16 protein-coding genes are annotated in these 19857 nt (G+C 69.0%); 5 read left to right on the forward strand and 11 right to left on the reverse strand.

What is annotated here, in order from left to right:
• Positions 1-4 precede the first annotated feature (4 nt).
• The 5 genes from AC1PZ7_RS01625 to AC1PZ7_RS01645 all read left to right on the forward strand — a co-directional run bounded on the left by AC1PZ7_RS01625 (position 5) and on the right by AC1PZ7_RS01645 (position 7810).
• On the forward strand, positions 5-1999 hold the full coding sequence (locus AC1PZ7_RS01625; protein ID WP_482357777.1) for an ATP-binding protein: 1995 nt from the start codon (positions 5-7) through the stop codon (positions 1997-1999).
• On the forward strand, positions 1996-3357 hold the full coding sequence (locus AC1PZ7_RS01630) for a sigma-54-dependent transcriptional regulator (RefSeq protein WP_482357778.1): 1362 nt from the start codon (positions 1996-1998) through the stop codon (positions 3355-3357). The genes AC1PZ7_RS01625 and AC1PZ7_RS01630 overlap by 4 nt, the downstream gene beginning before the upstream one ends.
• Before the next feature lie 196 nt (positions 3358-3553).
• Positions 3554-4873, forward strand: a complete 1320-nt coding sequence (locus AC1PZ7_RS01635; protein WP_482357779.1) for an ABC transporter substrate-binding protein — start codon at positions 3554-3556, stop codon at positions 4871-4873.
• A 91-nt stretch (positions 4874-4964) separates the two neighbouring features.
• On the forward strand, positions 4965-6692 hold the full coding sequence (locus AC1PZ7_RS01640; RefSeq protein ID WP_482357780.1) for an ABC transporter permease: 1728 nt from the start codon (positions 4965-4967) through the stop codon (positions 6690-6692).
• Positions 6689-7810: an ABC transporter ATP-binding protein gene (locus AC1PZ7_RS01645; protein WP_482357781.1), complete on the forward strand. Its 1122-nt coding sequence runs from the start codon at positions 6689-6691 to the stop codon at positions 7808-7810. Before AC1PZ7_RS01640 ends, AC1PZ7_RS01645 begins: the two co-directional genes overlap by 4 nt.
• 65 nt (positions 7811-7875) lie before the next feature.
• Here the strand turns inward: AC1PZ7_RS01645 and AC1PZ7_RS01650 are convergent, their stop codons facing one another.
• The 11 genes from AC1PZ7_RS01650 to AC1PZ7_RS01700 form a co-directional block, all read right to left on the reverse strand.
• Positions 7876-9192: an aspartate aminotransferase family protein gene (locus AC1PZ7_RS01650; protein ID WP_482357782.1), complete on the reverse strand. Its 1317-nt coding sequence runs from the start codon at positions 9190-9192 to the stop codon at positions 7876-7878.
• Positions 9193-9196: 4 nt separating this feature from the next.
• Entirely contained in the window at positions 9197-10273 is a 1077-nt protein-coding gene (locus AC1PZ7_RS01655; RefSeq protein ID WP_482357783.1) for a phosphotransferase, read from the reverse strand.
• Positions 10274-10302: 29 nt separating this feature from the next.
• Complete coding sequence (locus AC1PZ7_RS01660) at positions 10303-11088, reverse strand: SDR family NAD(P)-dependent oxidoreductase (protein ID WP_482357784.1); 786 nt, start codon at positions 11086-11088, stop codon at positions 10303-10305.
• On the reverse strand, positions 11085-12167 hold the full coding sequence (locus tag AC1PZ7_RS01665; RefSeq protein ID WP_482357785.1) for an ABC transporter ATP-binding protein: 1083 nt from the start codon (positions 12165-12167) through the stop codon (positions 11085-11087). The genes AC1PZ7_RS01660 and AC1PZ7_RS01665 overlap by 4 nt, the downstream gene beginning before the upstream one ends.
• 16 nt (positions 12168-12183) lie before the next feature.
• Positions 12184-12615 carry a diol dehydratase small subunit gene (locus tag AC1PZ7_RS01670; RefSeq protein ID WP_482357786.1) on the reverse strand — a complete coding sequence of 144 codons (432 nt, stop codon included), beginning with the start codon at positions 12613-12615 and terminating at the stop codon, positions 12184-12186.
• A complete protein-coding gene (locus AC1PZ7_RS01675; RefSeq protein ID WP_482357787.1) occupies positions 12608-14887 on the reverse strand; it encodes a propanediol/glycerol family dehydratase large subunit in 2280 nt (759 codons plus the stop codon). Before AC1PZ7_RS01675 ends, AC1PZ7_RS01670 begins: the two co-directional genes overlap by 8 nt.
• 2 nt (positions 14888-14889) lie before the next feature.
• Entirely contained in the window at positions 14890-15780 is an 891-nt protein-coding gene (locus AC1PZ7_RS01680) for a carbohydrate ABC transporter permease (protein ID WP_482357788.1), read from the reverse strand.
• Between the two features lie 35 nt (positions 15781-15815).
• The gene (locus AC1PZ7_RS01685) at positions 15816-17114 is read right to left on the reverse strand and encodes an extracellular solute-binding protein (protein WP_482357789.1); all 1299 of its coding nucleotides are present in this window, start codon (positions 17112-17114) and stop codon (positions 15816-15818) included.
• A gap of 58 nt (positions 17115-17172) precedes the next feature.
• Entirely contained in the window at positions 17173-17976 is an 804-nt protein-coding gene (locus tag AC1PZ7_RS01690) for a carbohydrate ABC transporter permease (protein ID WP_482357790.1), read from the reverse strand.
• Positions 17977-18093: 117 nt separating this feature from the next.
• Positions 18094-18783 (reverse strand): GntR family transcriptional regulator, encoded by a 690-nt coding sequence (locus tag AC1PZ7_RS01695; protein ID WP_482357791.1) that lies wholly within the window; start codon positions 18781-18783, stop codon positions 18094-18096.
• A gap of 190 nt (positions 18784-18973) precedes the next feature.
• Entirely contained in the window at positions 18974-19855 is an 882-nt protein-coding gene (locus tag AC1PZ7_RS01700; protein WP_482357792.1) for a carbohydrate ABC transporter permease, read from the reverse strand.
• Positions 19856-19857 lie beyond the last annotated feature (2 nt).

Below are 19857 nucleotides of genomic sequence, written 5' to 3' on the forward strand. Positions count from 1 at the left end.
CCCGATGAACGCGCCCTTTACGGGCGGCAACCCGGGCCGCGATCTGGCGGGCGAGCTGGGCGGCGATCTGTCCGAGCGCCGCAAGCCGCCGCTGCGCTTCGGCATTGGCGGCCGGCTGCTGTTCGCCTTTGTCGGCGTCGGCGCGCTGGCGGTGGGCGCCTGCATCGTCGGCTGGCTCTCCTACGCCCAGCTCAGCGCCGAGCTCGATTCCACCGCGCGCGGCCATGTGCCGGCACTGGTGTTCGCCGCGCGCCTGTCGGAAGCCGGCGGCCGCCTCACCGCCGCCGCGGCCGAGCTCGCCACCGCCGAGCGGCGCGAGGCGCATGAGGGAGCGATGGCGCGCGCCCGCGCCCGGCTCGACGAACTGCACAACCTGCTCGACACCGCCCCCGCGGCCGGCGCGGCGACCGGGTTCGGCGCTCTGCGCCGGCAGGCGGAGGCGCTCGCCGCCAATCTCGACGCGGTGGAGCGCGCCGCCGGGCGCCGTTTCGACATCGAGGCGCGCACCCGCACCATCGTCGACGAACTGCGCTGGCTGCAGGCCGACCTCGTCGACGAGGTCGAGCCGCTGGTGGACGATGCCCGCTTCAACATCCACGCCGCGCTGGAGCAGGTCGGCAAGCCCGATGCCGCCGCCGACGCGCAGAAGGTGCTGCGCGACGAGAACGCCAAAACCGAGGCGATCCTCGCCCTCAACGCGCAGGCCCAGCTCACCGTCGGCCTGCTCGGCCGCATCGCCACCGTGCGCACCGCCGACGACCTGAGCCAGACCGGGCACTTTCTCGGCGAGGCGGCGGACGAGCTGGCGGTGGAGGGCAAGCGGCTGGAAATCTGGCCCGACAGCATCACCGTGCGCCAGATCGTCGACCGCCTGGTCGCGCTGGCCAATGTCGAGGCCGGCCTGCCGGGCTTGCGCGCCGCCGAGATCACCGCCGCAGAGGACGGCCAGCGCCTGCTGGCGGAAAACCGCGCCCTGGTGGGCGAGGTCGGCACCACCATCAACGAGGTGGCGCGGCGCATCGAGGGCGAGGCGCGCGACGCCGCCGCCCGCGCCGCCGAGGCGATCGAGATCGGCCGCGGCCTGCTGCTCGCCATCGCGCTGGTCTCGCTCGTCGTCGCCGTGCTGGTCGGCTGGTTCTATGTCCGCCGCAGCCTGATCGCCCGCCTCGAACGGCTCACCCTCGCCGCCGGCGCCATCGCCGGGGGCGGCCCGGTCGACTTGCCGCCGGCGACGCCTGCCGACCGCTTCGGCCGCGACGAACTCGACGAGCTGTCGCACGCGCTGTCGGTGTTCCGGCAGACCCGCGACGAACTCGTCCAGACCGCCAAGCTCGCCGCGCTCGGCCAGATGGCCGCCGGCATCGGCCATGAGCTGAACCAGCCGCTCGCCGCCATACGCTCGCACAGCCACAACGGCGCCGTGCTGCTCTCCCGCGCGCGCCATGACGAGGCGGCGGAGAGCTTCGCGCGCATCGAGGCGTTGACGGCGCGCATGGCGCAGAGCATCACCCATCTCAAGCGCTTCGCCCGGCGGCCGGCGCCGGCCATCGGCCCGGTCGACCTCGACGCGGCGGTGGAGGGCGCGCTTTCGCTGTTCACCCGCCGCATCGCCGAAGGGCGGATCGAGATCGTGCAGGAGGTCCCTCCCGGCCTGAAAGTGCTCGCGGAGGAGGTTCGTCTGGAACAAGTGCTGGTCAATCTCATCTCCAACGCCATGGACGCGCTCGACGACGCCGAGCGGCGGCGCATCGTCCTCGGCGCCCGGCGCGAGGGCGCGCATGTGCGGGTCGAGGTGCGCGACACCGGGATCGGCGTGGGCGACGCGATGCGCGCCCACATGTTCGATCCGTTCGTCACCAGCAAGCCGCCCGGCGCGGGCCTCGGCCTCGGCCTGTCGCTCTCCTTCAACATCGTGCGCGACTTCGGCGGACGGCTGGTGCTGGTGGACAGCTCGCCCGGCGGCAGCACCTTCGCCATCGAACTGAAGGAGGCGGCATGAGCGCGCCGAATCCAGCCCCCCTCCCGGACGTGCTGCTCGTCGACGACGACGAGAGCGTGCGCCTCGCCTATGCCCAGACGCTCCAGCTCGACGGGTTGGAGACCAGCGCCTTCGCGTCGTCCGCCGAGGCACTGCGCCGCGTCGGCGCGGAGTTCGCCGGCGTGCTGGTCACCGATGTGCGCATGCCCGGCATGGACGGCTTCGCTTTCCTGGAGGCGGTGGGCCGCGTCGACCGCGAGCTTCCCGTCGTCCTCGTCACCGGCCATGGCGACGTGCCGATGGCGCTCAAGGCCATGCGCGCGGGAGCGTGGGATTTCGTCGAGAAGCCGGCCGATCCGGTATTGCTGGTGGAGACCGTGCGCCGGGCCCTGCAGCACCGCCGGCTGGTGCTGGAGAACCGTGCCCTGCGCGCGCCGGCGGCGGCCGCCGAGGATGTGTGGGCGGCGCGCCTCATCGGCCGCTCGGAGGCGATGCAGCGGGTGCGCCGCACGCTCGCCGTGCTCGCCGACGCGCCGACCGACGTGCTGTTGTTCGGCGAGACCGGCGCCGGCAAGGAGCTCGCCGCCCGCGCGCTGCACGATGTCGGCCGACGGCGGGCGGCGCGCTTCGTCGCCGTAAACTGCGCCGCGCTGCCGGAGAACATGATCGAGAGCGAACTCTTCGGCCACGAGGCGGGCGCCTTCACCGGCGCGCGCGAGCGCCGCATCGGCAAGATCGAGCATGCCAGCCGCGGCACGCTGTTCCTCGACGAGATCGAATCCATGCCGCTCGGCGCGCAGACGCGGCTGCTGCGCGCGCTTCAGGAACGCTCCATCGAGCGGCTCGGCTCGAATGTCGAGATTCCGGTCGACATCCGCGTCGTCGCCGCCACCAAGGTCGATCTGGTCGCGCTCGCCCGCGAGGGGCGGTTCCGCGAGGATCTCGTCTACCGGCTCAACACGGTGACGGTGCGCCTGCCGCCGCTGCGCGACCGGCGCGAGGACGTGCCGGCTCTGTTCCGCCATTTCGTCACCCGCCTCGCCGAGCGGCACGGGGTCGAGCCGGAGCCGCCCGCGCCGGCCATGCTGGCGGCGCTGATGGAGCGGCCCTGGCCGGGCAATGTGCGCGAGCTGCGCAACGAGGCGGAACGCTTCGTGCTCGGCCTCGACCAGTTGCAGGCGTCGGGCGCCGAGGGCCCCGCCGACCTCGCCCCGCTGGAGGCGGCGGTGGATGCCGCCGAGCGGCAGGCCATCCTCGCCGCGCTGGCAAGGCATGGCGGCCGGGTCGGCCAGAGCGCCGACGCGCTCGGCGTCTCGCGCAAGACGCTCTACCTCAAGATGCGCAAGCACGGGCTGGAGCGGGCGGCGGTCGAGGACTGATGTTACCGGATTGACCCATGCGGCCGTCTCCAACGTTACCCAAACGACCCGGAATGGCGACGCGGTGACGACACGACGTCCAGTCAAGTCATTTTAAAATCTAGGAAATCTGACGTTTCTTCACCCTGGCACGGCCATTGCCATGAGGGTAGCAGCAGCCCTCGGGCCGCCAAGAACCCTATGTGGAGGAACACCCATGATCCGCTCCGCCGCCCTCGCGGCCACCCTTGCGCTCGCCTCCGTTTTCTCGACCATCGCCTTCGCCGACGGCAAGGTCACGGTCGTCACCTCCTTCTCCAAGGACGTGACCGACCCGATCAAGAGCGCCTTCGAGAAGGCCAATCCCGGCATCACCCTCGACGTCCAGAACCGCAACACCAATGCGGGCGTGAAATATCTCGACGAGACCAAGTCCAACCCGCAGGCCGACCTGTTCTGGGCCTCGGCGCCGGACGCCTTCGAGGTGCTGAAGTCGAAGGGCCTGCTGCAGAAATACACGCCGACCGCCGAGGGCATCCCGGCCAAGATCGGCGCCTACCCGATCAACGATCCGGACGGCTACTATTTCGGCTTCGCCGCCTCCGGCTACGGCATCATGTGGAACACCCGCTACCAGCAGGCCAACGAGCTGCCGGAGCCGAAGGAATGGGGCGATCTCGCCACCGCGCCCTATTACGACCACGTCGCCATCGCCTCGCCGGCCCGCTCGGGCACCACGCACCTGACCATCGAGACGATCCTGCAGGGCGAGGGCTGGGACAAGGGCTGGCGCACCATCAAGGACATGGCCGGCAACTTCCAGACCATCACCGAGCGTTCCTTCGGCGTGCCGGAGGCGGTGAATTCCGGCCAGGTCGGCTACGGCATCGTGATCGACTTCTTCGCCTTCTCGGCGCAGGGCTCGGGCTTCCCGGTGAAGTTCGTCTATCCCACCGTCACCACCGTGGTGCCGGCCAATGTGGCCATCGTCGCCAATGCGCCGAACGCCAAGAACGCGCAGGCCTTCGTCGACTTCCTGCTGTCGCCCGCCGGCCAGGAAGTGCTGCTTGAGCCGGCGATCCGCCGCCTGCCGGTCAACCCGGCCGTCTATGCCAAGGCGCCGGAGGGCTACCCCAACCCGTTCACCGATCCGCGCTTCGCCTCGATGACGCTGTTCGACGTCGACAAGTCCGGCAAGCGCACAGCGGTGGTCGACACGCTGTTCGACCAGCTCATCTCCTTCCAGCTCGACGACCTGAAGTCCGTCACCAAGTCGATCCATGCGGTCGAGGCCAAGCTGGCCGCCAAGGACAACCCGCAGGCCCGCGCGCTGGTCAAGGAGGCCCGCGACCTGATCGCCGCCATGCCGGTCTCAGAGGCCGACGCGTCGGGCGAGGCGATCCGCGGCTCGTTCTCCGGCTCCAAGGAGAAGGGCGCGCGCCAGGCCGAGCTCGAGCAGAAGTGGGCGAGCTTCGCCAAGGAGCACTACGCCAAGGCCAAGGCCAAGGTGGACGAGGCGGCCAAGCTCGCCAACTGACGTCCGCCGGTGCCGGCGAGGGCGCGGCCGCCGCGAGGCCGCGCCCTCCTTTCATCGCCTTCCTTTTCCCGCATCCACTGGAGCGCGTTCCATGTCGCTCGCCCTCTCCGGGGTCCCCTCGAAGCCCGCCAAGCCCTGGCGCCTGCCCGGCACGCCGGGCCAGATCGCGCTGGCGCTCGGCATCGCCGGCTTCCTGCTCGCCTTCCTTCTCATCCCGGTCGGCTCGGTGATCTATGTCGCCTTCACCGAGAAGGGCAGCGGCAGCTTCACGCTGGTGAACTTCGCCGACTTCTTCCGCACCGACCTGTTCCTGCGCTCGACATGGAACTCGTTCTACGTGTCGGCGGCGACGGTCGTGCTCGCCTCGGTCTTCGCCCTGCCGCTGGCCTACATCACCACGCGCTTCGATTTCCGCGGCGCGGTGATCGTACAGACGCTCGGCTTCCTGCCGCTGATCATGCCGCCCTTCGTCGGCGCGGTGTCGATGCAGCTGCTGTTCGGCCGCAACGGCACGATCAACCTGCTGCTGATGGACTGGTTCGGCCTGCGCATCCCCTTCATGGAGGGGCTGAACGGCGTCATCTTCGTGCAGGCCATCCACTATTTCCCCTTCATCCTGATCAACCTGTCGGCGGCGCTGCGCAACATCGACCGCGCGATGGAGGAGGCGGCGCAGAATCTCGGCTCGTCGGGCATGCGGCTGTTCCGCCGCATCGTGCTGCCGCTCGCCATGCCCGGCTATGTCGCCGGCGCCTCGCTGGTCTTCGTGAAGGTGTTCGACGACCTCGCCACGCCGCTGCTGCTCAATGTGAAGGACATGCTGGCGCCGCAGGCCTATCTGCGCGTCACCTCGATCGGCATCACCGATCCGATGGGCTACGTCATCGCGGTGGTGCTGATCGTCGTCTCGGTGCTGGCCATGTGGGTGTCGGCGCTGGCGCTGAAGGGCCGCGACTACGCCACCACGCAGCGCGGCGGCGGCGGGCTTGCCCGGCGCCGGATGCGGCCCTGGGAAAGCGCGGTCGCCTACGGCGTCGTCGGGCTGATCCTGCTGCTGGTGCTGGCGCCGCATATCGGCCTGCTGCTGCTGTCCTTCGCCACCATCTGGTCCTACAGCCCGCTGCCGGACAGCTTCACCACGGCGCATTACGCGCGCGTGTTCGGCGAGAGATCGGTCTACATCAAGAACACGCTGATCTACGCCTCGCTGGCCGGCGGCATCGACGTCGTACTCGGCACCGCCATCGCCTATCTCGTGCTGCGCACCAAGCTGGTCGGCCGGCAATGGCTCGACTGGGTGGCGATGGCTGCGCTCGCCGTGCCCGGCGTGATGCTCGGCATCGGCTATCTGCGCACCTTCTTCGACGTGCGCATGCCCGACGGCACGCCGCTCGCCACGCTGTGGATCGTCATCGTGCTGGCGCTGGCGATCCGCCGCCTGCCCTATGCGCTGCGCGCCTGCTACGCCGCGCTCCAGCAGATCTCGGAATCGCTGGAGGAGGCGGCGGAGAATCTCGGCGCCACCAAGGCGCGCACGGTGCGGCGCATCGTGGTGCCGCTGATGACCGGCGGCATCCTCGCCGGCTTCGTCACCAGCTTCGCCACGGCGGCGGTCGAGCTTTCCGCCACCCTGATGCTGGTGCAGTCGAACGCCGACGCGCCGCTCGCCTACGGGCTCTACGTCTTCATGCAGTCCGCCGCGGGCCGCGGGCCCGGCGCGGCGCTCGGCGTGATCGCCGTGCTGCTCGTCGCCGCCTGCACGCTGCTATCGCAGTACATCCTCGACCGTAACCAGAAGAACCGGGGAGCCGTCCGATGACCGCCACCGCCCTTGCCGACGGCCTTGCCGCCGATCTCGAAACGACGCTCAGGACCGAGGCGCTCGACGTGCGCATCGAGGGGGTGAACCTGTCCTATGGCAGCAACCATGTGCTCAAGGACATCAACCTGGCGATCGAGCCGGGCGAGTTCTTCGCCTTCCTCGGCCCGTCGGGTTGCGGCAAGACCACGCTGCTGCGGCTGATCGCCGGTTTCAACAATGCCGACACCGGACAGGTGAGCGTCGGCGGACGCGACATCGGCTCCCTGCCGCCGTGGAAGCGCGATGTCGGCCTCGTGTTCCAGAGCTACGCGCTCTGGCCGCACATGACGGTCGCGCAGAACGTCGCCTTCGGGCTGGAGGAGCGCGGCGTGGCGCGCGCCGAGGTCAAGCGGCGGGTGGCGGCGGCGCTCACCATCGTCGGGCTCGGCCATCTCGGCGACCGCCGGCCCTCGCAGCTTTCCGGCGGCCAGCAGCAGCGCGTGGCCCTCGCCCGCACCGTGGTGGTCGAGCCCAAGGTGCTGCTGCTCGACGAGCCGCTGTCCAATCTCGACGCCAAGATGCGCGTGCAGGTGCGCCGCGAGCTGCGCGACCTGCAGCAGCGGCTCGGCCTCACCACCATCTTCGTCACCCACGACCAGGAGGAGGCCAACACGGTCTGCGACCGCATCGCGGTGATGAATGACGGCATCGTGCAGCAGGTCGGCACGCCGATGGAGCTGTATGAGAAGCCGGCGAACCTCTTCGTCGCCAATTTCCTCGGCACCGCCAACGTGCTGGAGGGCGCGGTCTCGGGTTCCGGCGCGGGCCGGGTCTTCGAGACCACCGGCGGCTGGCGCGTGCCGGTGCCGGCCGGAGTCGAGGTGGCCCGCGACGCGCGCCTCGTCTTCCGCCCGCAGGTGGCGCGGATCGTCGGAACCGACGGCGGTGTGCTGCCGACGCTGGCCGGCGCGGTCATGCGCCGCGAATTCCTCGGCAGCATCATCCGCTACGGCATCGCCTCCGGCGAGCAGGAAGTGACCGTGGACGAGGCGTTCCAGCCCGGACAGACGCATTACGAGGTCGGCGAGACTGTGCGGGTCGAGGTCACGCCCGGCGCGGTGTTCTGGCTCGCCTGAGCCTGCGAACGAGAAGCGCTGGCGCGGTCGCGCGTGCGATCGCGCCGGTGAAGACCCGCCAGCCCTCAGGCCACGTCTTTCAGCACCTCCGCCAGACGGTCGAGGAAGATGTCGGCGTGCTCGCGGGTGAACACCAGGGGCGGGCGGATCTTGAGGATGTTGGCACCCGGCCCGGTGGCGCTGATCAGCACGCGGCGCTCGCGCAGGCCGTTGACGATGCGGGTGGTCAGCGCCGCCGCCGGCACCGTGCTCGCGCGGTCCTCCACCAGTTCGAGGCCGGTGAACTGGCCGGCGCCGCGCACGTCGCCAATCGCCTCGTAGCGCCCGGCGAGATCGCGCAGGCCGGCGCGCAGATGGTCGCCCACCACCCGCGCGCGCTCCGGCAGTCCCTCCCCCTCGATCACGTCGAGCACCGCGAGCCCGGTCGCGCAGGCCACCGGATTTCCACCGAACGTGTTGAAATAGCGCGCCTTTCTGCCGAAATCCTCGACCAGATGCGGCTTCATGAACACCCCGGCGACGGGAAAGCCATTGCCCATCGGCTTGCCGACCGTGACCATGTCCGGCACCAGCCCGTGGCGGGCGAAGCCCCAGAAGTCCGGGCCGACCCGGCCGAAGCCCGGCTGCACCTCGTCGGCGATGAACAGGCCGCCCGCCGCCCGGATGACGTCCACCGCCTCGGCGAGGAAGCCGGGCGGATCGGCGAAGACACCGTCCGAGGAGAAGATGGTATCGACCAGCAGCGCCGCTGGCTCGATGCCGTTGGCGCGCATGTCGGCGATCGCCGCGCGCACGCCGTCGGCGAAGGTTCGGCCGACGTCGCCGGCGCCGCGGTAGCCGTCGGGCGGCGCCACGAGCCGGACATGCTCGCCGCGCGGCACATAGTCGCCGAGCGAGGGCGACAGCTCGGACACGGCGCAGGTCAGGCCGTGATAGGCCAGCCGGGTGACGATGATGCCCTGCCGGCCGGTATAGGCGCGGGTGATGCGCAGCGCGAGGTCGTTCGCCTCCGAGCCGGTGCAGGTGAACATGATGTGCCCGAGCGCGTCCGGCACCTTGGCCAGCAGGCGCTCGGCGTAGGTCAGGATCGCCTCGTGCAGATAGCGCGTATGGGTGTTGAGCGTCGACGCCTGCCGGGTGAGCGCCTCCACCACCTTCGGGTTGCAGTGCCCGACCGAGGCGACGTTGTTGTAGACGTCGAGATAGGCATTGCCGGCGGGATCGTAGAGCCACACGCCCTCGCCGCGCACGAGGTGGACCGGCTTCTCGTAGAACAGCCGGTAGGCCGGCCCGAGCAGCTTCTCCCGGCGTCGGACCAGCTCCCGCTCCTGCGGCGACAGGCCGGTATCGGCATCGGGATCGAAGGCGTTGACCATGGACATCGGGTCAGTTCCCCAGGCAGGCGGCAACGAGGCGATCCCGGGCGTGGCCGGGGTCGAGCGTGGCGAAGCGCTCCAGCCCGCTCCACGCGGAGGGGCTGTTGCGCAGGATGTAATGACGGTTTTCCGGGTAGCGCACGGCGCGCCAGCTGGTGATCGCCACCGTGGTGAGCAGGCGCGCGGCGGTGAGGTCGAACAGCAGTTCGGCCTCGCTCTTCTCCAGCGGGCGCACCGCGCTGTAGGCGGAGGCGAACTCGACCACACCGTCGAGCGGGTCGCCGTCCGGAGCGATCTGGTAGCTCGCCGCCACAGCTACGTCGTTCACCAGCGCAGTCTCGACGAGGTCGCCGAAGTCGAAGATGCCGGTGACGCGGTCGTGGTCGTCTTCCGCCACCAGCACGTTGTAGGGGTTCAGATCATTATGGACGATCTGGCGGCGCAGCCCCGGCAGGACCGGCGCCACCTCGGCGTCGAAGCGATCGAGAAAGAAGGTCGCCAGCGCGCGCCGTCCCGGATCCTCGATATGCGCCAGCAGCGGACGCAGGCCGGCGGCGTTCTTGATGTCCCATTGCAGAAAATGGTCGGCCGCCGGGTGGCGGAAATCGGCGAGGGCGAGGCCGAGCCGGGCGAGCTGGACGCCGAGCGCCCGCCGCTGCGCGCCTGTGCGCTCCACCTGATGCAGCGGCACGCCGTCGAGCCAGGTCAGCAGCCGCACCACCATGGAGAGCCCGTCCGTCTCCAGCACGAAGGCCGGCGCGCCGGAGAGCGTGCGGCGGATGCACGGCACGGGAAGCGCCGCGTCGCGCGCCTCGATGTGCAGCATCGCCCTGGTCTGGAAGTCGGTCACCAGCCGGTCCTCGGCCGGATTGCTCACCTTGACCACGAAGGCCTCGCCCGCCGGCGTGGCGAAACGGAAGTTCTGGTCGCGCTCGGAGGTGAGCAGGCGCGCCTCGCCGGTGAGCCCGTACTGGTCGCGGGCGATGCGCTCCACCTCGGCGGCGGTGAGCGAGGGGGAAGGCGTCGCCAGCGAGCCCGCCGTCGGGACAGCGTTCGTCGGGACGGCGTTCGTCAGGACATGGGACATGGAAGACACTCGCAACATGCACCGTTCGGTCAGGGGGCGGAATTGGCGCCGCCTGCCAGGCATTCGCCGCCGTCGATCACCAGCGCGTGGCCGGTGATGTAGGAGGAGCGGTCGGAAACGAGGAAGACCGCCGCCTCGGCGACCTCCTCCGGCTGGCCGAACCGGCCCATGGGCACCATGCCCGAGACCACCTTCTCCAGCGCCCCGCGCCCGCCGAGCTGGGCGGTGTAGGGATTGTTGAAAGCGGTGTCGACCCAGCCGGGGCAGATGGCGTTCACCCGGATGCCGAAGCGGGCATAGTCGAGCGCGATCTGCTTGGTCATGGTGATCACCGCCGACTTGGTGGTGATGTAGGCGAGCATGCCCTTGTCGAGGAACACGCCGGCATTGGAGGCGGTGTTCAGGATCACACCCTTGCCCTGCGCCTTCATGATCGGCATCACCGCCCGGCAGGCGGCAAACTGGGCGTGGACGTTGATCGCCCAGGAACGGTCAAGCTGGCCGCCGTCGATCTCCTCCAGCGACCCCGCGACCTGAAGGCCGGCATGGTTGTGCAGGATGTCGATGCGGCCATATTTCTCCCGCGTCCCGGCGATCAGCGCGGCGATGGCGGCCTCGTCCGCCACGTCGAGCGTCGCCGGCACGGCCTTGCCGCCGGCGATCCGCGCGCTTTCGGCGGCGGCCGCTCCGTCGCGGTCGGTGACGACGACATGCGCGCCCTCGCGCGCCATCGCGATGGCCACCGCCCGGCCGATGCCGGAGCCGGCGGCGGTAACGAGGGCGATGCGATCCGTCAGCAATCCGGCACCCGTCATGGCCGCAGGCTCCGCTCGCTCGCCGGGTCGAAGAGGTGGATCTGGTCGAGCGCGACCTCGAAGCGCGCCGGCGCGCCCAGCGGCGGCACGCGGCCGGGGACGCAGCGGGCAGTGACTTCCTGTCCGCCGACCTCGCCGATCACATAGACTTCGGCGCCGCAGGGCTCGATGACGTTCACCTGCACGTCGAGCGCATAGCCGGCGCCCTCGGGCGCGTAGGCCAGCGCCTCCGGCCGCAGGCCGAGCAGGACCGGCACGGAGGGCGCCGCCTTCAGCGCCTCCCAGCCGGCCGGCAGCGACAGGGGAGCGGCGGCACCCTCCAGTGCAACGCCTCCGTGCGCGAGCGCGCCGCGCAGGAGGCTCATCGCCGGCGAGCCGATGAAGGAGGCGACGAAGACCGAGGCCGGCCGGTTGTAGAGCTCGTCCGGCGTGCCGATCTGCTGGATCTCGCCCTTGTTCATGGCGACGATCCGGTCGGCCAGCGTCAGCGCCTCGATCTGATCGTGGGTGACGTAGACCACGGTCTTCTTCTCGGCCAGGTGCATGCGCTTGATCTCGGTGCGCATGCTGGTGCGCAGCTGTGCGTCGAGGTTCGAGAGCGGCTCGTCGAACAGATAGAGCGCGGGATGGCGCACGATGGCGCGGCCCATGGCGACGCGCTGGCGCTGGCCACCGGACAGCTCGCGCGGCTTGCGCCCCAGAAGATGCTCGATCTTCAGCATGCGCGCCGCCTCGGCGACACGGCTCTCGATCTCGGGCTTCGGCGTCTTGCTGAGCTTGAGGCCGAAGGACATGTTCTCGGCCGCCGACATGTGCGGGTAAAGCGCGTAGGACTGGAACACCATGGCGATGTCGCGGTCCTTCGGCGCGACCCAGGTCACGTCGCGCTCGCCGATCAGGATCTGTCCGCCGGACACCGCCTCAAGTCCCGCGATCATGCGCAACAGCGTGGTCTTGCCGCAGCCCGAGGGACCGACAAGCACGACGAACTCGCCGTCATTGATGTCGAGGTCCAGCCCGTCGAGCACCCGGACGGGTCCGAAGTGCTTGGCGACCTGTCGTATCGTTACGCCTGCCAAGGCCAGTGCTCCCTGCTCAATAGCGCTTCACGAACAGGCCGCGGCGCGTATAGACGTCCGCGGCCTCCTCGATCAGGGCGGCGACGCGTTCCGCGCCGTAGTCGCGGCGCAGCTGCGCCGCCCGTTCGAGAAGCTGCTGCGCGTCGCGCGCGCGGCCCGGCCGCAACAGCTCGTAAGTGTCGAGGATGACCTCCTGCGGCACGCGCACGAGGTCGGCGGCGCGCTCGAAATTCTCCGCCAGCGTCACGCGTCCGGCGGCGCGGGCGATCCGCGCCTGCAGCAGCAGCGCCTCGGGCGTGATCGCCACGTCCTCCGCCCCGATCTCGCCGGAAAGCACCGCCTCCAGCGTCAGCGCCGAGAGCGGCTTGCCGGTAGGGGTCTTCACCCGCTCGGGTGCCTTCTCGGCGACGGGGTAGAGATCGAGATCGCTCGTGACCTTCTCACTCATGGGGCGAGCCTTTCGCGGGGCGGTAGTCGAGCTCAACGGGATCGGCGGCCGGATCGGTCAGCGCGGTCTCGATGGCGTAGAGCAACGCGACGCGCACGTGGAAGCGGGCGCCCAGCGCCTCGCCCTGGGTCGGGACGACGACCGGCTCGGGCGCCTCGCCGTAAGTGTGCCGGGCGGCGTTGCGGCCGAGCGCGCGGTAATGGTCGAGGCCGGCGAGCGGCGCGTTGGAGAACAGCTCGATGTTGAGATGCGGCATGCGGTCGGCCTGGTGCAGCACCGTCGTGCCCTTGGCCTGGATGCCGATGCCGTAGCCCGAGCCCGACAGCCGCGCGGCGGCGAGGCCGAGGAAGGACGTGTCGGCGGTGTGCAGCATGCGCACGAGGCGCGCCGTGCCGCCACCCGCCGCGATGCCCTCGACGAGGGCGGCGACGACGTCTTCCAGCCGGTGGCCGGCAGTGGTGCGGTGAAGCTGGCGGGCGAAGCCCGGGCTGACGCCGATCACCACCTCATGGGCTGCCGCGCCCTTCACGGCAACGCCGCGCGGCACCAGCCAGTCGGCCTCCCCGGCGCCGCGCACATCCTCCGCCGCCAGCACGCGCTCGCGGGTGAGCACGTTGCGTATGCCCTGCACCGCCTGCCAGCGCGGCTCCGACATGCGGTATCCCGTTCCGGGTCCGCGATAGTCGTTGGGGTCATTGACGGCGCTGACGACGCGGCCGTCGCGCACCATGGCGGAGGTCTGGAGATAGTCGCCGGAGATGCGCTGGCGCAGCATGAGGAGCAGGTTCTCCGCTTCCTCCGTGAAGCCGCGCCGGCCGAGCGCGCGCACCACGTCGATCGCGGTGATGCCGCGCGCCTTGATGGCGGTGCTGATCGGCGTCACCTCGCCGGCGGTGTAGCTCTGCGTCTCCTGCGAGCCGGAGGCGAAGACCACCGACATCATGCGCTCGCGCGGCACCTTGCCGAGGCCGAGTTCGTCCATCACCGCAGCGAAGGCCTCGACCGCGCGCACGCGCAGGCCCAAAACCTGATCCTCGTCGACCGGGGTGAGGCCGCCATCGGTCTGGAAATCGCGCTGGAGGACGAGATAGTCCTCGATCTCCTCGCCGTTGAAGAGCGAGGGATTGAAGGAGTTGTCGTATTTCTTGATCGAGCCGAAGCCCGAGCAGACGAGGTCGGAACCGGCCAGCAGATAGGGCGTGATCTTGGCGCCGACGCGAATCTCGGACTCGCTGGTGCGCGTGTCGTTGCCCGAGGCGCATTCGAGACCGAGCCAGACGGCGACGAGGTTCTCCGCCATCAGCTCGCGCACGCCGCCGGCCATGGAGGCGGTGAGCGGGGCGCCGTCGATGCCGCCATTCTGCGTGCCCTGCACGCCCATGGCCCGCTGCAGGCACAGGCAGCGGGCTTCCAGATAGAGCAGCGAGCGCTGCTCGTGGAAGCCCATCAGCAGCTCGGAGGCCGCACCCGAGGTGCAGCGCGCTTTGATGCCGCGCGAGGCATAGGCGGCGGTGAGCAGCGCCTTCGACCAGGGCGTGTCGTCGCCGTCGATGAAGGCACGCTCGGTGCCGTAGACCGACACCGTTTCGGCATAGGAGGCGAGGCCCGCCAGGCCGATCTGCAGTTCCTCCGCCTCCTCGATGGAGCACTGGAACAGCACGCCGCCCCGGCCGACAGCCGCGCCCACCGTGCAGGCCAGCGCGTTCGCCCAGCCATTGGAGGCGACGCGCATGGTGGTTTCGATCTCGTCGAAGCCGAGCGCCACGGCGGTCGCCGAATCGGCGGCGAGCTGCAGCGGGTCGTCCTTGGCGTTGGTGACGTGGGCCTGGTTGCCGGGGGTCTGGCGCTGGCGCATCTTCGAATAGGCGAAGGCGATCTCCAGCGCCGACAGTCGGCCCACGACCTCGGCGAGGCGGGCCGGCGTCAGTCCGCGGGCCAGCGCCTCGAGTTCCTGCCGGGGCACGTTGATGTCGACCAGCTTGCGGGCGATCTCGCCCGGGTCCATCGCCATGGCGATCTCGGCCATGGCGGGGTCGATGTGGTGCGCGGCGATGAAGGCGTCGATGATGTCGAAGTCGCCCGCCGCCTTGCCGTCCATCGCCGTCACCCGGCCGCCCTCGATGGCGAGCGCGGGGGCGGGATCATAGGGGCTGTGGAACACCGAGAAGCCGGCTTCCGGGTTCTCGGCGGCGAACAGGTCCTGGCGCAGCGGACGGGCGTCCCACTCGCCGAAGCGGCGCCAGCGGTTGGAACTGTTGGGTGCGTCGCTCATGTTCAGGCCTCCCGCATGGTCCGCAGGAGGACCAGCGTCAGGATGGTGACGACGATCAGCAGGATAAACGAGACGGCGGCGGCTTGGCCGATGTCGAGAAAGCGGAAGCCAAGCCGGTAGGCATAGAAGGAAATGGTCTCGGTCGCCTTGCCCGGCCCGCCCTGGGTCAGCATGTAGATCAGGTCGTAGCTCTTGAGCGCCGCGATCATGCGGATCAGCAGCGTCACCATGATCACCGGCTTCATCAGCGGCCAGGTGACGTAGAGCAGGATCTGCAGACGGCTGGCGCCGTCGATGCGCGCCGCCTCGACCGGCTCGCTCGGCATGGCCTTGAGGCCGGCATAGAGCATGAGCAGCATCAGCGACGTCTCGTGCCAGACGTCGACGAAGACGACGGTGGCGAGGGCGAGGTTGGGGTCGCCGAACCAGCCCTGCGGCGGGATGCCGACCAGACCGATCAGCCAGTTCACGATACCCAGGCTGGGGTTGAACATCAGCCGGAACATCAGCGCGACGGCGACCGGCGTCATCAGCACCGGGATCATCAGCACGATGAGATAGAAGGAACGCCCCGGCAGATACGCCTGGTTGAGCAGCAGAGCGAGGCCGAAGGCGACGATGAGCTCGATGACGACGCACGCCGCGGTGAGCTTCAGCGTCACCCAGGAGACGCTGGCGAAATCGTCGGAGAGGACGGCGACGTAGTTGCCGAAGCCGGCGAAATCGCCCATCCCGTAGGTGATGATGTATTCCTGAAAGCTCAGATAGATCGAGTAGATCAGGGGCGCGGCCACGACCAGCGCCAGGACGATCACCGTCGGCGCCACGAAGATGTACTGCGCGAGATTGCGGAACCGACGGGGATGTCCGGCGGTCGCGGTGGCGAAAGTCATGGATCGCGCCCCTGGCAGAGAGAATACGGGTCGGCTCACTTGAGCAGCGGGTCGCCCTTCACGAGGCGGCCGAACTTGTCCTGCGACTCTTCCAGCGCGGTCGCCGGGGCGACGTTGTTGGCCAGCACCGCGCCCATGACCTCGGCGAAGGTCTCCACGAGCTGGGTCGAGCGGGACATGATCGGCAGCCCCTTGGAGTGCGCGAGGGCGTTGCCGACCTGCGACATGGCCGGCCACTTCTTGATGAAGGCGGGATCCTCATAGATCCACATCTGGGTCGGCTGGCCGCCGGCGAGGGCGCGCTTGTAGGCGATGTCCTTCGACTCGACCCATTTCAGGAACTCCCAGGAGCAGTCGGGGTTCTTGGCGTTGGTCGGCACTGCCCAGCCCCAGGCGCCGAGGAAGCTGTCCTTGCCCGGCACGGGGGCGAAGCCCATCTTGCCGACCACGGTCGAATCCTTGGGGTCCTCCAGCGTCGGGAACAGGAACAGGTAGCTGATCGCGAAGATCGCCTTGCCCTGCTTCAGCGTGTTGGCGACGTCGTCGAAATTGGCGCCGAGCGCGCCCGGCTGCGCCGCCGAGTTGATGAGGTCGGCATAGATCGTCACCGCCTTGGCTGCCTCGGGGCTGTCCATGGTCGGCTTCCAGGTGGTGCGGTCGTAGAAGTCGCCGCCCTCGGCGAAGAGGTAGTTGGTCGCCTCCATCACCACCGGGTCGGCGCGCTGGGCGGCCATGGCGATGCCGTACATGTCCTTGTACTTGCCGGCCCACTTCACCACCGCGGCGAATTCCTCCAGCGTGGTCGGGATACGCCAGTCGCGCTTGAACTCGGCCTTGTAGGCGGCCTGGAAGGCGGGATCGTCGACGATGTCCTTCCGGTACAGGATGCCCATGGCGTACTGCCAGAAGGGCAGCATGTAGGTCTTGCCCTGCACGGTGCCGTTCAGCGCCATCAGCGCCGGGAAGTAGAGGCTGGTATCGACCTTGTCGCGGGCGATCAGCGCGTCGAGATCCTTGATCCAGCCGGCGGTCTTGAACTCGCCGACCCAGTAGCTGTCGACGACCAGCACGTCGTAGCTCGACGTCGGCGCCGTGAGGCTCGGCACCAGCTTCTCGTGCATGAGCGAGTAGTTGACCGCCTCGATGTTGACCTTGGCGCCGTACTCCTTCTCGAACTCGCCCTTCAGGCCCGCCAGCGCCTCGGTATCGGGCACGGTCTCCATCAGGATGTTGATGTCGGAGCCCTTGCAGACGTCGCTGGCGGCGAGCGCCGGGCCCGCGCCGAGGACGAGGGCGATAGCGGCGGCACACCCACCGAATTTCACGCGTGTCATGACAGTTCCCTTTTCTGGATGCTTGGACTGCGAGCGCTTCTTTGCTTCGGCTTGTTGCTCAGCCCTTCACCGCGCCGAGGCTGAGACCGGCGACCAACAATTTGCGGATGGCGAAATAGACGAGGACCATCGGCGCGATGGCCAGCATGGTCGAGGCGCAGACGGCGCCGATGGCGGTGCCCTGCTGGGTGACGAGGCTGGAGATGGCGACCGGCAGCGTCTTGGTCTGCTGGCCGGTGAGCATCAGCGCGAACAGGAACTCGTTCCAGCACAGCACGAAGGAGAGCACGCCTGCGGCGCCGATGCCGGGCAGCGCCGCCGGCAGAACGATGCGCCAGAACACCTGGAACGGCCCCGCCCCGTCGATCAGCGCCGCCTCGTCGAGCTCGCGCGGCACGCGCTTGAAGAAGCTCATCAGCAGCCACACCACATAGGGCAGGTTGAAGGTCAGGTAGGTGACGACGAGGCCGGCATGGGTGTCGGCCAGACCGACCTGCTTGAAGATCAGGAAGAACGGGATCACCAGCACGATCGGCGGCATCATCTGCGTCGCCAGGATCGCCAGCGGCATCACCGGCCCGCCGGTTCGGAACCGGTCGATGGCATAGGCCGAGAGCGCGCCGAGCAGCAGCGCGATCAGCGTCGTCGTCAGGGCGACGATCAGGCTGTTGAGGAAGAAGCTGCCGAAATCGAAGCGCAGCAGCACGTCGCGGTAATTGTCCAGCGTCGGCGTGAAGAACAGCTCCGGCGGGATTTGGTAGGCCACCACCTTGTCGGCGAAGGACGTGCGCAGCACCCAGAGCAGCGGCAGCAGGATCACCGCCGACGCCGTGCCGAGAATGAGATGGGATGCCCACTGCACCCAGCGTGACTCGCCGACCACCGCCCGCCTCCGCTGCGTCACTTGTTATATGTTATAACACTATGAGCCGTATTTCAGGCTGGCAAGCGAAATTTCGCGACTCGCCGCCTCGCTCCGTCAGACGGCTTCGGCCACCGGCACGTTCTGCTCCTCGTCGCCGAGGAACCGGGTCAGGAGCCGTGCGGCCTCGAGAATATCGCGCTGCACGGCCTCCCGCACGCCATCGGCGTCGCCGGCGGAAGCAAGCGTGATGATCTCGTCATGCACCGTGTTGGCGATGGCGTGGAAGCGGCCCTCGCTGGCCAGCGCGTTCAGCCACGGACCGGTCTGCAACCAGCACAAGTCGATCAGTTCCCACAGGAATTCCATGCCGGACGCCCCGTAGATCAGGAAGTGGAAGCGTTCATTATGGGTGAGATAGTCGGTGAAGCGCTTCTCCGCGATGTCGGCGGTCATGGCGGAGGAAAGCGATTCCAGCTCGGCGATGTCGCGGCTCGTCAGCTTCGGCGTTGCCTCCTGGGCCGCGAGGCCTTCGAGCCGCACGCGGACCTTGGTGATCTCCTGGAAACGGCTGCGCGTCAGCACCGGCACGATGATGGTGCGGTTGGGCTGCAGCCGCAGCGCCTGCGCCGCGATCAGGCGCTGCAGCGCCTCGCGCACCGGCGTCGCGGAGATGCCGAGATCCTTGCCGAGGCCACGTATCGTCATGGCCTGTCCGGGCTTGAAACGCCCGGAACGCAAGGCACTGCGCAGGGCCTCATAGGCCCGCTCGTGCAACGGCTCCTGCGCGAGTTGTTCCAGCCTCATGCGGCACTGCCCCCGGAGCCAGCCCGGCTGCCGGATAGCAGCCTCTCCCATGTAATATGTTATAACGCCGAAACTGTCCATATTTGGACATGACCCACCGCCCGGCACCGCGGTTACCGGTCATGGTGGCGCGAGTCGCGGCCGATACCAAGCGGCCGGGACGATAGGGGAACGGGAGTCCGGCCGGCGGCTAGCGCCGGCGCTCCAGCGTGGCGAAGAACAGCACGGTCAGGCCCAGCACGATCAGCAGCAGCACGAAGGCGGCGGCGGCGCCCTCGTTGAGCGACAGGCCGAGAAAGGCGCGGCGATAGGCGAAGAAGCTCAGCACCTCGGTGGAATTGCCGGGCCCGCCCTTGGTGAGGATGTAGGGCAGGTCGTAGGTGCGGAACTCGTTGATGAGCTGGATGATCACCGCGATCGCCGCCACCGGGCGCAGCATCGGCAGGGTGATGTACCAGAACTGCTGCAGCGGCGTCGCACCATCCACCTCGGCCGCCTCATAGGGGTCGCGCGGCAGCGAGGCGAGGCCGGCGGCGAGGATCAGCACGACGAAGGAGGTCTGCTGCCAGATGTCGATCGCCGCCATGGTCCACAGCGCGAGGTCGGCATTGCCGAGCCAGTCGACGCGCGGCAGGCCGAGGCTTTCCAAGAGCTGGTTGGCGATGCCCAGATTGGGCTGCAGCAGCATGCGCCAGATCAGCGCCACGCTGACCGGCGACATCGCCATGGGAATGGTCAGCACGGCGAAATAGACCGGCTTCATGGTCACGGTGCGGTTCAGCATCAGCGCGACGCCGAGGCCGATGACGAACTCGCCGACAACGGTGACGAGGGAATATTTGATGGTCAGCCACAGCGCGTCCCAGAACAGCGGGTCGCCCATCACCGTGGCGAAGTTCCTGAAGCCGACGAAGGGCTGCAGCATCGGCTTGAGCAGCGTCAGCGAGGAGAGCGAGATCAGCCCCGCATAGACCAGCGGGAAACCCATAACGATGGCGAGGGTGAGAAGGCCCGGTGCCGCGAAGGCCCAGCCGGTCCGCCAGTCCCGATCCGCGAGTGCCGCAAAGCGCATGC

Source organism: Ancylobacter sp. TW_SC_1 (genome assembly GCF_056836805.1).

Excerpts from the sequence above, each read along its gene's own strand:
- AC1PZ7_RS01685 (WP_482357789.1), bottom strand. The coding sequence starts at position 17,114 with ATGACACGCGTGAAATTCGGTGGGTGTGCCGCCGCTATCGCCCTCGTC.
- AC1PZ7_RS01700 (WP_482357792.1), bottom strand. The coding sequence starts at position 19,855 with ATGCGCTTTGCGGCACTCGCGGATCGGGACTGGCGGACCGGCTGGGCC.
- AC1PZ7_RS01660 (WP_482357784.1), bottom strand. The coding sequence starts at position 11,088 with ATGACGGGTGCCGGATTGCTGACGGATCGCATCGCCCTCGTTACCGCC.
- AC1PZ7_RS01655 (WP_482357783.1), bottom strand. The coding sequence starts at position 10,273 with ATGTCCCATGTCCTGACGAACGCCGTCCCGACGAACGCTGTCCCGACG.
- AC1PZ7_RS01650 (WP_482357782.1), bottom strand. The coding sequence starts at position 9,192 with ATGTCCATGGTCAACGCCTTCGATCCCGATGCCGATACCGGCCTGTCG.
- AC1PZ7_RS01630 (WP_482357778.1), top strand. The coding sequence starts at position 1,996 with ATGAGCGCGCCGAATCCAGCCCCCCTCCCGGACGTGCTGCTCGTCGAC.
- AC1PZ7_RS01695 (WP_482357791.1), bottom strand. The coding sequence starts at position 18,783 with ATGAGGCTGGAACAACTCGCGCAGGAGCCGTTGCACGAGCGGGCCTAT.
- AC1PZ7_RS01645 (WP_482357781.1), top strand. The coding sequence starts at position 6,689 with ATGACCGCCACCGCCCTTGCCGACGGCCTTGCCGCCGATCTCGAAACG.
- AC1PZ7_RS01625 (WP_482357777.1), top strand. The coding sequence starts at position 5 with ATGAACGCGCCCTTTACGGGCGGCAACCCGGGCCGCGATCTGGCGGGC.
- AC1PZ7_RS01640 (WP_482357780.1), top strand. The coding sequence starts at position 4,965 with ATGTCGCTCGCCCTCTCCGGGGTCCCCTCGAAGCCCGCCAAGCCCTGG.
- AC1PZ7_RS01680 (WP_482357788.1), bottom strand. The coding sequence starts at position 15,780 with ATGACTTTCGCCACCGCGACCGCCGGACATCCCCGTCGGTTCCGCAAT.
- AC1PZ7_RS01675 (WP_482357787.1), bottom strand. The coding sequence starts at position 14,887 with ATGAGCGACGCACCCAACAGTTCCAACCGCTGGCGCCGCTTCGGCGAG.
- AC1PZ7_RS01670 (WP_482357786.1), bottom strand. The coding sequence starts at position 12,615 with ATGAGTGAGAAGGTCACGAGCGATCTCGATCTCTACCCCGTCGCCGAG.
- AC1PZ7_RS01635 (WP_482357779.1), top strand. The coding sequence starts at position 3,554 with ATGATCCGCTCCGCCGCCCTCGCGGCCACCCTTGCGCTCGCCTCCGTT.